Here is a 12,152-nt window from a genome sequence, read left to right as displayed (position 1 = left end):
CCATGGTTTCAGCTCTTCCTAACCTCTACATCCTTCATCCAGCCGAAATCATTGGCTATTGAATCACTCACATCACCATCATCAATGTCTACCAGCTCGTTACCATTCTCATCAACCTCCACTAAGCCCAGCTCTTCATGCATGGCATCGTCTAAGAAGCTGTCGTTATCAACCTCCACTTCTTCGATGTGAAGCACAATTTCTTCTTCCTGTTCAACCGGCTTTAAAGGCTTTAAAAGCTCTTCTGGTGGGTTAAAAGCGGGTAGAGCTGGTGTGATTGTGGATATCGTCTCATCGACCTTGGCTGTGCTGGCTAGTAGCTCCTGCAGGCGGGCATAGCGTTTGCTCTTGTAGTAGTCCTTGCCCAGTAGGTGCTGGTACTGGAAAGGTCGTTTTGTCTCTACGGCGTTGTAGAAAGCCATAGGGCTGTTGCTGAACCTCACGAATTCACCCGTTTTGCCGCTCGCTTTTGCTTCTAGGTCTTTGGGTATGGCCGATGGGTTAAACCCTTCCAAAAGGCCCATTGCGACGATGAGAGCACCTTGCTCGGTCAGATCGATCACATCCCACAAGTCACCCGGTAGGTCATCAGCAAAAATGTAGGAAATGGCTAGGGCTAGATCCTGACGGTTGTAGTCCCTGATGGCCGTGTAGATAGGTAGGTGAGAGGATATCGGGAACAAGTGGGCTTTCATCAACGCCTCTGCCTTGTCCTTGTCTTCAGGCTTGCTGAATCTGCCGATTTTCTGCATGTAGGCCAATACCTTTGGGATAAAGCCTATCTCTGATGAATCAACGTATTTTTGTAGGATTGATGCTGATTCAACAAGCTTCACTATGTTCATGAAAGCTTCAAAGTTTTCTATCTGTGATGTGTTTGAGGAAAATTCAAGCTTTCCTTCTGCTATGGATATTTTCATGTAATAATATGATGTTTATATCTATAATTCTAACATCGCATGAAAGTTAATCAAGCTGGATAAATAATGGTCCATTCTTTTTAACGGATTATTAGCAATTGCTGACTAATAATGCTGAATTTCAGGCAAAGAAAAAACCCTTTCGGGCTTCTTGTTTGCTTCCTTAAACCTCATTGTCTGTTGCTGAATTCAAACTCTAATTGTGGGTGGTTGCCGGTTGTTTTGATTTTCATGAGTGCGACAATCAAACCAATGTAGTAGGTGGTTATTGAGCCGTATCCAATCACTTGGCTAGTCATGTCAAGATGCATGTTCATGAATAACGTTGTTGCAAATGATGCTGATAGACCTGCTGCAATTATTGTGATGATTGTTACTATCGCTTTTAATGTAGTGGTGTCTTTTATTTTCATGGATAATCTCTTTGTTGGTTATATGCTATCAATGTAACATAATAATATTAAATGTAAATAGGTTTGGCATAATATTTTATAGTTATTATTGAAATTATCTTGTGATTCGGTAATATTTGATTAATAACTTCATGAATTATATGATATCCAAATTTCTTTTATTCTTCTTTTCCATAATCATCTTCTTTGCTTTTGTAATGTTCGTGTCAGGCGGTCACTATCAGCATGATAATCTTCTGGTGTCGTTCAACGGCTGTATTGACATGGTGCTCAGGAAACAGTGGTACTATGCTGCGGGTGGGGCGGTTTGTCTTTGTTTAATCCATAAGCGGATATCAGAACCCCATACTGACCAGAACTAACATCCAAAAAAAAGAAACCCTGATTATCCAACAAATCTAGGGTTTTCCTTCTTTCAATCTACTTCAACTGTGCTCTACGCTTCAATCATCAACAACCTTTCCAGTGCAATTATGTGTTCATCTGGCATGGTCTGTGTGATGTTGATAGCTTCACCTAATTCAGCTTCTGCAACTCCCAGTATGACTTTAAGTTTTTCCACTGCTGGTAGGTAGTATGCGGCTTTGTAGTGATATGCCCTAGCTTCTTTACCATAAGCTACTCTGCCCGATAAGAACTTATATTCACTACCTTTTACTGTGATTGTGTCGGTGTGGTGTCTGCTGAACTTTCTACCATAGTCTTTCAATTCGTTGGTGATGAAGTGATAGTTTGAGCTGGTTCTTTCGACTAAGATGAAGTTTTTACCAATCGAATTTACGTGTGTAGGTAGTTCAACATCAGCAACTATAAGGCTCTTAATCGTTTCTTTTATGGTGATGATTCTTTTGATTCTGTCTCTAAATGTTAGTTTGTCCATTGATGTTCTCATTGTTTCTTAATACTAATTAAATCATGCCTATTCATATTTGCAATAGCATTAGCAAAAAAAAATTTCATAATGCTTTGATTGGTCTTATTCATAACGCAATAGCATTAGCAAAATTAAATAATTTCTCTAATGTTTTGGCTCTTATCACCAGAAGCTTTTTCAGTACAATATAATAGTATTAATTACTAATAATCTTTAATAAGGAAAAAACACCGCTACAAGCCACGTATTTCAAGGCTTCCAGAAAATATACCGGTTTATAATTCCGACTTACCTCGTTATAATTCCGACATACCGGGTTATAATTCCGATTTTTGCAATAGCATTAGCATAATAATATTTATTCCGCCTATATGATGTTCTAGCTGTAGGAAGAAATTCAACAATTGTTCAATTTAACTTTATAGCCATGCAATAGTATTAGCAAAATTACATAAAAGATTTATTGTTTTAAGCTCTTATCACCAGATGCTTTTCGGTACAATATAATAGTATTAATTACTAATAATCTTTAATAATGAAAAAACACCTCTGCAAGCCACGTATTTCAAGGCTTCCAGAAAATATACCGGTTTATAATTCCGACATACCGGTTTATAATTCCGACTTACCGGGTTATAATTCCGATTTTTGCAATGGCATTAGCAAAACATTATAATACTTGTCTTCTTTTCTGGTTAACTTCGCAATAGCATTAGCAAAGCCTAATAAGAGAAAATTAATTCAGCTTCCTTCAATACATGCTAGCTCCATATTAAAAATATATTGCTAATGGTATTGCATTGTTAAATATACATGATAAATTGTATATATAACATAGAGTAGGAGAAATAATGGAAGCTAGCAATCAAACTTTAAGCACAAATGCACTAATGGTCAAAACGGGTGAGGTTGTATTCCCTGACGTTCTAGTTCATCTACCAATCTTTTCACCAGCTAGAACTGATGAAATAGTTAAGTATGAAATAAAGAAATTACACATCAGCAATAGCTGTGACTTCACTGATATAGTCATTGAAGGGAAAAAACTCAATGTTAAATTCCATAAGAAAGCCTACGCCTACTGCTTGAGCAAGGCTCAACAACAGAACAATACAACAGTGACCATTGACCTTCCAGAAATGTTCGCTAGATTTGGTTTTGATGCTAAGGATTTCTCCCACTATACAAAGTCATTTGATGAATTGATGACTGCCTTGTTTGAAATGAAGATAAGCTACACTTCCCCAAGTGGCGTTAAATTCCATGGTCGTTTAATCAATTTCCACACTGAGCCTATGGATGGTGTATCCACCGTTGATTTCGGCGGAATCTTTCAGCAATTGCTCAACTCTCATCCGAATTTTTCAAGGCTCAATTACCTTGAAGATAGAATCAAAGGTGATGTTGCATCAGTTTTGAAAGAGAAGCTTGATATTGAGTACAGAAAGCTATCAGGCACCAACAAGAAGACAATTAGCGTGAAGGCTGAGTATTTGATTCAGTCACTCATGCTCAGTGGTGATAGAGACAGTCAAGTTAAGTCAATCAACAATGCTTTCAAGTATTTCATGGAAAAGAAATATATTGTTGCTGTTGAAAAGAAAACTAGACTCAAGAAGATTTATGAATTCAAAATCACATTCAATACTAACTTTAAGATTGAAGATTTTGATGAGGTGATTACCAAGGGTAAAATTGCTAAAGCTAAGGCTAAGGCAAGCAAACCACTTGCTACTGAATCACAAGCTCCAGTGATTATGAACATTTCAGATGGTGTTGATTTAGTCGGGCCAGAAGAAAAAAGCGATGAAGACTATCAAAGAGAATTTGATGCTCTGTTTGCTGTGGAAGAAGACAAGGAGACAGATGCAACAAGGTCTTCACCAGAACAAGCTGTTGACGTTGTGACCACTGACCCTTGGGAAACTATTTGTGATTTCAATAGCTGGGTAGATGAATCTAACAAAGAAAATTGAAGGCTAATCCGTGCCTTCTTTGACAATTACAAGATTTGTTGTATTTGTAGTAGTTAATGGCATGGAAATTTATGATGATTTATTTAGAGACAAGGATATTGAGCGACATAGACAAAGATTCATTTCAAGATTCGCTGCTCTCCGCATTGGAAGAGCTGAGAAACTTTGGTACCACTCGACCTACGCTCACTGGTGTTGAGCTGACTGAGAAGCTGCTGAAGGCTGATTTCCGCCTAGACGGGGAGGGTAGCCCGCTGGTGTGCATTCACATCGCCGGGTTGGCTGCTTCTGTCGCTGAGTGGGAAGAGGTGACATGCATTAAGTTCCTGATGTTCCCTACGCTCAAAACAGCCTCATTTGAGCTGGTTTACTGAGTTGGATAGGTTACGCCTAGGCTGTCATGATTGTGGCCTTGTAAATGGCTATTATGCGGTGAATCTTCATGATGCATTCCTGACTGAACATGATGCGTTTGGTCTTCACCTCTGGTTCATGCTCAGATGATTCCAGCATTTCAATGTAAAGCTCAAAGAATTTGATGTAGCGTTTGTATTCGTTGATTAGCTTAAAATTGTGTTCATTGTAGTTGAATGCTTGTCTAACGTCTTCTGTTGACCAACGTGTTTTTCTTTTCATGAAAACTACGTGAGGTTTCCTTTTCTTGTAGTGACCTTGGGCGTTAGCTAATCCTTTAGCAAGGCTGGGTGAAACGATGTTCACTGAGTAGCCATCAAACGTTTCATCAAATTCTATCAGCTCATCATAAAAGTGGTTTTCCATAATGATTTAGTAGTTCATTACTATAATACTACCAAAAATTCATCATAAGTAAATGTCACGCCAAAAGGCACAAAAAACCAGCACTAGGCTGGATTTGTTGGTTTTCTGATTTTCTTTATTCCTGCTTCTTTAAGTCTAGCTCTGATAACGTAACTGCTGCAATTGTATTGTTTTGCTATCTGGTTTGCACTCATGTCTTGTGTTATGTACAAATCATAAAGTGTTGCTTTGGGGGCTACTTTAACTCTATTTGGACCTTTCAATATCTTACTGATGCCTGCTTCTCTCAATCTTGCTCTGACAACTGACTTGCTGCATTTGTATTTCATAGCTATCTGACTAGCTGTCATGTCTTGGATTATAAATAAATCATAGAGGGTTTCTCTTGGGACTACAAAGCTCTTACCCGGTCCACTGCTCCTTTTGCACTTAACACCAGCATCTTTCAGTATGTGGTAAATTGAGACTTTTGAGCTACCAGTTTCCCTAGATATATCAGATAATGTTTTATTCTGATTTACACAAAGGTCTATTATTCTATCTTTGTTGACTGGCTTCTTCTTTTTAACCCAAACCTTCAACGTTTTCAATCTGCTGAGCATAACCTGTCTACTAACACCAAACTCTTTTGCTATGTCAGCAATGCTCATGCCCTTACCACGTTTATAAAGTTTCTTTATCTGTGAGTCTTCTTGTGGCGTTCTTGTAAGTATGTCATGTCTTGTTGAACGGCCTTTTGAATCTGATACAACTGTGCTCATCTTATCTCCTGATTATTAATTGTTTATATATTCAGGTTATCATTTATTTGTTAAATGTGAAGAGGTATCATTAATATTTTTGGTTTATTTAAAATTCAGGCACAAAAAAACCAGCATGTGTGCTGGTAGTTTAAGGTGTCAATCTTTCTTAATCAGATTCTCTTTTTGTTTGATTAACTCATCAATTTCAATGTTTCTAATCTTGAGGTCTTCTAACATCCTCGTTTTCTCTTTCACATATTCAGCATAGCGTCTTTCCAATGATTCCAGCTCATCCCTTTTTCCTTCAACGAAACGTTCAATTGGTGTTAGTTTTGTTTTGCAATTCTGGTCAACGCCTATAATCCTTATAATGGTTGTCACGAAAACGTATGGAGTTACGATAAAAATTGCTGTTGCTATTAAATGAAGCAAAATTATTCCTTTCAGCAAATCAAATAAAGCGGTGTTTTCTTGAAAGAAATTATTTATCCACTGAGGCAGGAAAGTAGGGTCTATAAACGGGATTGCCCAAATCAAGACAGAGAAGGCTACAATAATAATCCATCCTACATTAGTAAGTCTGTTAATGCTTCTATCTAGCCTGAATGGCTTGTCAGGATTATTCTGAATATTAGAAAATTTTACTCTCTCTTCATTAACTTTGACATTTGCATCATATAGAGCATATTCTAACTTACCAATATTCTTCATGTTTTCTTTTTTCGTTTCGATTAGCTCGTTCCTTGTTTGGTCAGATGTAGGCTTTGTATTGTTGTTGGATAAAACTATAAGCCATAGAAATGCGATAAGTAAAAGTTCCATGATGCTCCTTTTGTTGTTTGTATGTATATATGTTAACCTTTAATCATTAAATGTAAATAGATGAAAGATAATATTTATCGTTATTAATTGTAGAGGGCACAAAAAAACCAGCTCGTTGGCTGGTCGTTTGTTGGTGATTTATCACTTGTGGTTCTTGATTACGTCTTGTGCTAAAACTTCTGCAAGGTCAGCTATGTTGTGTTTGCATTCTAGGATTTCAACAAATGCACCTTCTTTACAGCTATTCACTTCCTTAGCCACAATGCTGCTCACTGATTTTACTTCTTCGTATGAGTAGCTAGAATTTTCAGCTTCTAGTTTAGCATTCACTTTGTCCATCAATTCGCTGTAACCAGCTTCTGCTTTGATTGCGTCTGCTGCTGGAACAGTGATGAAGCCTGAGTGATTGAATTCAACATCAGCGAAAGCGAAAGTTGATACAGTTAATAAGATAAGAGTTGATAATATTTTCATTGTTATTCCTTTTGTTGTTTGTATAATAATAGTATACTATATAATTATTAAATGTAAATAGCACATACTTAAATACTTGTGAAATAATTGAAATAAAAACCAGCTATTTGCTGGCTTGTTGGTTAAGTATTGTATGTTTGTGGTTGTGTTCTGTATTCTTACTGATGCAGTGAACCGCATTGCTTGCTAACGATATTAGCAATACCATCGTTACGAAAAAGCGGAAATAGTTAAGCAATGATTTTGCCAATGCAGTCTTTGAGAATTTAGCGTTTTTATCAACCAGTAGCTTTAAAGTCTTATAGAGTGCTTTCGCTATATAATAAAATATAGAAATGATGTAGACTAACCATAATAACATCAATGCCCCATTCGCTATGTATGTGTGATTGCTTTGTGGTATGAGTGACGTTCCTGCATAAAATACTAATCCAACACCCAAAACTTTCAGTGTGTTTTTTCCTAATCTGTACATGTTCGCTTTGGTGAAGAATTTTCTGATTGAGGAAATTATACTTTTCTCAAAAGTGAAATATGATTTGAATGTTGATTTTACTCTGGTGTAATTCATGTTGATATTTTGTATGTTGTTTCTTTTATGCTAACTCAAGTATGTTAAATGTAAATACATAGGTGATGATATTTAATAAAAAACCAGCTCAGGGCTGGTCGTTTATTTTCAGAATGGCTTGTTATGGTTATCCATGTATTTTGATTTGAGTTCTTCATAGCTATTCACGCCATAGTAATCAAAAATTGTTTTTTCTTCTAAAAATCTTAGGACAGCACCAAATGTCTTTTCACATCCTGTTCTTTCAGCGGTTTCTTCTATCGGATAGAATTCATCTTTGTATGCTGTACATGACATGTGTTTAACCGCAATTTGTGCCGCTAATTTTTCTTCATAGTCACTCTCATTTAAATACATTTGCCCAAAATCAGCCCAGTTTAGATATCTTGTATTTTCAGTGGTGTTCGTTTCTGCGTTCCATGTTCCTGTTGTGCCAATGCTAGATGACTGTCTATCATTCTCTTTCAAAGAGGCTAGGAGTTGTTCCGTACGTTTTTTAGCTCTTATGTCAGTTATGGCTTGTCTGTATTCATTAATTAAATCTTTCTTCAATTCATCATCAAGTAATATTGAGCCAGAATCTGACATTTCCTTGAGCTTGTAACATGTGCTGTCAAATTTACCACCATATTCACCACCATAATAACTATTATAATTAATGCTTGAATTGTATTTCATGCAGTCTCTAGCATTATCGAGCTGTTTAGAATTAATTCTGGATGATTCTTTTAAGCCAATCTTATATAGACCTATAGTTTCACTTCCAAGGTAATAGTCTGCTTTGTCCTTTAGGACTGAATAAAATAAAGTTCCTTTATCTAAGGTCGGGTCAAATGATGATGGCAAGGTTATTGAGTGTAGTAATAGTGCCGTTGTGAAAAATGATAGAATCAATGAATAGATAATGCTTTTCAATAATTGAATTGGTCTTATGTTCATAATTTCCTTTTTGAAGTTGTTTGTTATATGATAACTCCAGTATGTTAAATGTAAATAGAGGGATATTAAAATACTCAGTCAATTCTTACTTTAAGAAGCTCAGTCCATTTGGTTGTGTAAGCTGGGCTGAGAAATTCACGCTTCATTCCCCAGCTAGACGTTTCAGGTTCGATAGCAAACCTGAGCGTGCCAGCTCCTTGCAGCTTGTTGACCGAATCCATAAGGGCCATCAGCTTGTCATTGTTCCTACGCTCTGGTTTAGCGAAAAGGTCAGGAATGTAGCCAGCTTTTGGCGTGAACTGGCTGAGCATGATTCCAGCTTTCGCATAGGGGAGGCCGGATCTGAATATGCGAGTTAGACCCGCCTGAGCGGCTGCTATCAGCTCGCGGGTGTCGTCTGTTGGTGACTCCAAGCCAATGATTGTGGCATTGCTGTATGGCTTGTCATCAAAGCGACTGGTCTGAATGAACACCTGCAGATAGCTCGTCAACATGCCTTCCTTGCGGAGTTTTACCGCTGCTTTGGCTGCGTATGATGCTACGGCCTGTCGAAGCTCTAACAGCTCGTAAACACGCTTACCAAACATTCTGGTTGAAGCTATGTTCTGCTTGGGTTCCGGGGATTCTTCTAGACCAAAGCACACGGTACCTTCAAGCTCGCGTGCTGTGCGTTCAATGTTGACGTTGAACATCTGGCGTAAGGCTTTCTTGTCATACCGTGCTAGGTCAATGGCCTTGGTGACGTTCATCAATTCCAGACGCTTTTGAGTTCTTGAACCGCACCCCCACACTTCACCTACATCAGCAAAGGATAAGAGCTTGTTCTGACGTTCATCATCGAGGATGACCACCACGCTACCCGTCTTGGCTTTCCACTTCTTAGAAGCCCAATTGTTGAGCTTTGCGAGGGTCTTTGTCTTACCCACTCCTACGCCTACGGGCATTCCAACCTGACGATAGATTTGGCTCTTAATTTCCAGACAAAGCTTTTCTAAGTCTTCATTCACACCTGATAGGTCAATGAATGATTCATCAATTGAATACACTTCATAAGCTGGAACGTATTGACTGATTACTTTTGTGACCCGATTTGATATGTCTTGATACAACGCATAATTTGAAGAGCAAACCCTTAATTGTTTACTTTCTACAAGGTGCTTGATTTCAAAGAATGGAGTGCCCATTTTCACACCCATTGCCTTGACTTCATCAGACCTTGCTACAACCGCACCATCATTGTTTGACAAAACTACAACGGGTTTACCAATCAATTTAGGGTTAAAGATACGTTCACAGCTCACATAGCAGCTATGACAATCAATCAAGCCAAATACTTTTCCAATGCTATTAGTCATGGAGTTTATGAAGATTCCACATGACAACACCCCACACCTCGGATTCTTCAAATTCTCCAATGACAATGGTTTTGTAGTCAGGGTTTGCCGGTTTCAGCACTGGAACGTCATTGACCTTTGCGTAGGTCTTCACAGTGAATTCAGCCCCTATACGGGCTACCACAACGCTTCCTACGGTGGGTTCTACTGCTCGATCTACTACAAGGTAGTCACCATCGTAGACCCCTATACCACTCATGCTGTCACCCCACGCTATCAGCAGGAATAGGGACGGCCTACCCACACCACAAAGCTCGTCGAGGCTCAAAGCGGCTTCTGCGTATTCCTCTGCAGGCGATGGGAAGCCACAAGCGGCACGCCCGAAAACCCGTGCGTTTCGGGGGCTTAGAGCGAATGGGAAGGGTATCGGTTGGCTGAGCATGGATCACTACCAAAAGGGCTGTATGTGCATACAGTACCAGCTACTGAGGATCGATCAAGCTCTGGTGACGGTCGGCGGGGAAGGGGAGGCGTGAAAAAACCGCCTAAGCGGTCTTTAGTTGCGTTTTTCCTTTTGCTCAAATCCTATTTCTTTGCTGAATAACATCATCTTCTGTGCTTCATAGATGATGCTTTTTAATACGTTTTCCTTGAAATACTCCTGCTGGTCAGCTTTCAAAGCTGCGTATGATAGTTTGGTCATTTTGCCGTCTTCTCTCAACTGGTGACAGAACCAGCTAAATCTGAATTCAGGGCGTGAGAATGAGCAACGTAGGAAGTTGATTTGTGCGGCTTCTGACCTGTCGATAATGGCGGCTTCGCTAAGGCTGATGTGGTGTAAGCCGTTGGTGGTTAGGTCTAGGGAGTGTTTAGCTTTATCAACAATGACTGCTGATGTAACGTCTTTTGTTGCGATGTAAGCTGATGTGCTTAATGTGATGGTGGCGAATGTTGCTAATGCCATGACAAGGTTTGTTAGTTTCATAATTTCCTTTTTGTTGTTTATATAGTTACAATGTAGCACGAATTTATTAAATGTAAATACTGCATTGTTTAAATTGTTATATTTTTGATACAAAAAAACCAGCTCTAGGCTGGCTCGTTCTTTATTCTCTTTTAACTTTTGAACTCTATCTTCGTATTTCTCATGTCTGTCTTATCATTCACTGATGCGTCAACCGCACCTAAGACTATAAACGCCATAAACACAACCGCTGTTGCTATAACTACTCTATCTTTTAACTTCTCTAATGCTTTGCTGAATGCTGTTGGTTTTAAAGTAATGTCCTTCATTGTTATCCTCATTGATTGTATAGTATCAATGTATCAAGCATACATTAAATGTCAATAGGTTAATAATGAATTAATTAGCATAGATAAAAAGAAACCAGCACTTGGCTGGCTTTTTTTAGATTTTAGGTTTATTTCTTTTGTTCTTAAAATCTTCATTATTTTCTAGTGATTGCTTGCTAGTGGATGGCTCTAGAAAATCTTTCTTAAATTTTTCTGGTGCTATACCATTTTCTTTCAATCTTGACTCTAAAACGTTGAGTGCTTGATTGTCAAAAGACTTTAATGTTTGTAGCATCACGCCTTTATCACCAGTGTTGCTCTTGTAAGCATTCAATATTTTGTCAATTTCTCTATGTGTGTCTCTGAACTCTGGAGCGAACTTCTCAACTTCGTTCCATACAGGGCGATACTCAGGTTTGTGATTGCTATAACGTCTTTGAACGTTTTGTCTGTATTCTTCTAACCCAGCGGCTGTACCTACAAACTCATTGGTAAAGGAGGTAATGCTATTGTCTCTTGGTGATTTAATAGAGGAACGTATCAAATAGAAGTGTTCTGGTTCAGGCTGAGCTTTTAGCTCTTGTTCAGCCTTCGCACCAAAGTTATCAAGCCTAGTGTTGAATTCATTCTTCAAATGTTCTGGAAGCTTCGCAACAAGGCTATTAATCGTTTCAGGGGCTACTCTATCATTCGACATGGAGTGAGCTAATGCGGCTACGTAAATGGTGTTTACGGCGTTAGAAAGGTAGGTGTTATCTCTGAATGTTAATTCACCTGCAAGCTTTGCTCTAACTTTCGATATGGATTCTACGTTAGATGGGAAGTCTACATGTGCCACTCTGAATGAGTCTTCAACAAGATAAAGTCTATTTTTACGGTCCCTTTGGCTAGTGGCTTGAATTGTATAACCTAGGCTTTCTATCGCGTTAACTATTTCATTCTTGCTGTTTTCTTTGTTGTCAGTGCTATTCATTTAAGCTCCTTTTGTTGTTTATATATAGATAACTTATCAT

At 38.4% G+C, this 12,152-nt stretch carries 15 protein-coding genes; 2 read left to right on the top strand and 13 right to left on the bottom strand.

What is annotated here, in order from left to right; genetic code table 11:
• Window positions 1-8: 8 nt before the first annotated feature.
• The 3 genes from Q9451_RS22165 to Q9451_RS22155 all read right to left on the bottom strand — a co-directional run bounded on the left by Q9451_RS22165 (window position 9) and on the right by Q9451_RS22155 (window position 2,213).
• On the bottom strand, window positions 9-920 hold the full coding sequence (locus Q9451_RS22165; protein WP_345960748.1) for a hypothetical protein: 912 nt from the start codon (window positions 918-920) through the stop codon (window positions 9-11).
• A gap of 170 nt (window positions 921-1,090) precedes the next feature.
• Complete coding sequence (locus tag Q9451_RS22160; RefSeq protein WP_345960747.1) at window positions 1,091-1,333, bottom strand: hypothetical protein; 243 nt, start codon at window positions 1,331-1,333, stop codon at window positions 1,091-1,093.
• Between the two features lie 436 nt (window positions 1,334-1,769).
• Complete coding sequence (locus tag Q9451_RS22155) at window positions 1,770-2,213, bottom strand: hypothetical protein (protein ID WP_345960746.1); 444 nt, start codon at window positions 2,211-2,213, stop codon at window positions 1,770-1,772.
• Window positions 2,214-3,058: 845 nt separating this feature from the next.
• Here Q9451_RS22155 and Q9451_RS22150 point away from each other — a divergent pair.
• Together Q9451_RS22150 and Q9451_RS22145 are read left to right on the top strand one after the other, a co-directional pair.
• On the top strand, window positions 3,059-4,183 hold the full coding sequence (locus Q9451_RS22150) for a hypothetical protein (protein WP_345960745.1): 1,125 nt from the start codon (window positions 3,059-3,061) through the stop codon (window positions 4,181-4,183).
• A 74-nt stretch (window positions 4,184-4,257) separates the two neighbouring features.
• On the top strand, window positions 4,258-4,557 hold the full coding sequence (locus Q9451_RS22145) for a hypothetical protein (RefSeq protein ID WP_345960744.1): 300 nt from the start codon (window positions 4,258-4,260) through the stop codon (window positions 4,555-4,557).
• Window positions 4,558-4,573: 16 nt separating this feature from the next.
• Here the strand turns inward: Q9451_RS22145 and Q9451_RS22140 are convergent, their stop codons facing one another.
• The 10 genes from Q9451_RS22140 to Q9451_RS22095 all read right to left on the bottom strand — a co-directional run bounded on the left by Q9451_RS22140 (window position 4,574) and on the right by Q9451_RS22095 (window position 12,112).
• Window positions 4,574-4,963, bottom strand: a complete 390-nt coding sequence (locus Q9451_RS22140; protein ID WP_345960743.1) for a hypothetical protein — start codon at window positions 4,961-4,963, stop codon at window positions 4,574-4,576.
• An 83-nt stretch (window positions 4,964-5,046) separates the two neighbouring features.
• The gene (locus Q9451_RS22135) at window positions 5,047-5,724 is read right to left on the bottom strand and encodes a hypothetical protein (protein WP_345960742.1); all 678 of its coding nucleotides are present in this window, start codon (window positions 5,722-5,724) and stop codon (window positions 5,047-5,049) included.
• Window positions 5,725-5,862: 138 nt separating this feature from the next.
• Window positions 5,863-6,528: a hypothetical protein gene (locus Q9451_RS22130; RefSeq protein ID WP_345960741.1), complete on the bottom strand. Its 666-nt coding sequence runs from the start codon at window positions 6,526-6,528 to the stop codon at window positions 5,863-5,865.
• Window positions 6,529-6,669: 141 nt separating this feature from the next.
• Entirely contained in the window at window positions 6,670-7,002 is a 333-nt protein-coding gene (locus Q9451_RS22125; RefSeq protein WP_192439785.1) for a hypothetical protein, read from the bottom strand.
• 679 nt (window positions 7,003-7,681) lie between these two features.
• Window positions 7,682-8,512 carry a hypothetical protein gene (locus Q9451_RS22120; RefSeq protein WP_345960740.1) on the bottom strand — a complete coding sequence of 277 codons (831 nt, stop codon included), beginning with the start codon at window positions 8,510-8,512 and terminating at the stop codon, window positions 7,682-7,684.
• 74 nt (window positions 8,513-8,586) lie between these two features.
• The gene (umuC, locus tag Q9451_RS22115; RefSeq protein WP_345960739.1) at window positions 8,587-9,867 is read right to left on the bottom strand and encodes a translesion error-prone DNA polymerase V subunit UmuC; all 1,281 of its coding nucleotides are present in this window, start codon (window positions 9,865-9,867) and stop codon (window positions 8,587-8,589) included.
• Entirely contained in the window at window positions 9,860-10,174 is a 315-nt protein-coding gene (locus Q9451_RS22110; protein WP_345960738.1) for a S24 family peptidase, read from the bottom strand. Before Q9451_RS22110 ends, umuC begins: the two co-directional genes overlap by 8 nt.
• Window positions 10,175-10,402: 228 nt before the next feature.
• Window positions 10,403-10,831, bottom strand: coding sequence for a hypothetical protein (locus tag Q9451_RS22105; protein ID WP_345960737.1), 429 nt, complete (start codon window positions 10,829-10,831; stop codon window positions 10,403-10,405).
• Between the two features lie 131 nt (window positions 10,832-10,962).
• Entirely contained in the window at window positions 10,963-11,139 is a 177-nt protein-coding gene (locus Q9451_RS22100; protein WP_192439796.1) for a hypothetical protein, read from the bottom strand.
• A gap of 115 nt (window positions 11,140-11,254) precedes the next feature.
• Window positions 11,255-12,112 carry a hypothetical protein gene (locus tag Q9451_RS22095; RefSeq protein ID WP_345960736.1) on the bottom strand — a complete coding sequence of 286 codons (858 nt, stop codon included), beginning with the start codon at window positions 12,110-12,112 and terminating at the stop codon, window positions 11,255-11,257.
• Window positions 12,113-12,152: the final 40 nt, after the last annotated feature.

Source organism: Pseudomonas sp. NY8896, from assembly GCF_039634505.1.
The sequence above is the reverse complement of the archived record's forward strand: the minus strand, read 5'-3'. Positions and strand labels throughout refer to the sequence as shown.

Bases quoted from the DNA above. Each gene is read 5' to 3' on its own strand.
- Q9451_RS22165 (WP_345960748.1), bottom strand. From the start codon at position 920: ATGAAAATATCCATAGCAGAAGGAAAGCTTGAATTTTCCTCAAACACA.
- Q9451_RS22160 (WP_345960747.1), bottom strand. From the start codon at position 1,333: ATGAAAATAAAAGACACCACTACATTAAAAGCGATAGTAACAATCATC.
- Q9451_RS22155 (WP_345960746.1), bottom strand. From the start codon at position 2,213: ATGGACAAACTAACATTTAGAGACAGAATCAAAAGAATCATCACCATA.
- Q9451_RS22150 (WP_345960745.1), top strand. From the start codon at position 3,059: ATGGAAGCTAGCAATCAAACTTTAAGCACAAATGCACTAATGGTCAAA.
- Q9451_RS22145 (WP_345960744.1), top strand. From the start codon at position 4,258: ATGATTTATTTAGAGACAAGGATATTGAGCGACATAGACAAAGATTCA.
- Q9451_RS22140 (WP_345960743.1), bottom strand. From the start codon at position 4,963: ATGGAAAACCACTTTTATGATGAGCTGATAGAATTTGATGAAACGTTT.
- Q9451_RS22135 (WP_345960742.1), bottom strand. From the start codon at position 5,724: ATGAGCACAGTTGTATCAGATTCAAAAGGCCGTTCAACAAGACATGAC.
- Q9451_RS22130 (WP_345960741.1), bottom strand. From the start codon at position 6,528: ATGGAACTTTTACTTATCGCATTTCTATGGCTTATAGTTTTATCCAAC.
- Q9451_RS22125 (WP_192439785.1), bottom strand. From the start codon at position 7,002: ATGAAAATATTATCAACTCTTATCTTATTAACTGTATCAACTTTCGCT.
- Q9451_RS22120 (WP_345960740.1), bottom strand. From the start codon at position 8,512: ATGAACATAAGACCAATTCAATTATTGAAAAGCATTATCTATTCATTG.
- umuC (WP_345960739.1), bottom strand. From the start codon at position 9,867: ATGACTAATAGCATTGGAAAAGTATTTGGCTTGATTGATTGTCATAGC.
- Q9451_RS22105 (WP_345960737.1), bottom strand. From the start codon at position 10,831: ATGAAACTAACAAACCTTGTCATGGCATTAGCAACATTCGCCACCATC.
- Q9451_RS22100 (WP_192439796.1), bottom strand. From the start codon at position 11,139: ATGAAGGACATTACTTTAAAACCAACAGCATTCAGCAAAGCATTAGAG.
- Q9451_RS22095 (WP_345960736.1), bottom strand. From the start codon at position 12,112: ATGAATAGCACTGACAACAAAGAAAACAGCAAGAATGAAATAGTTAAC.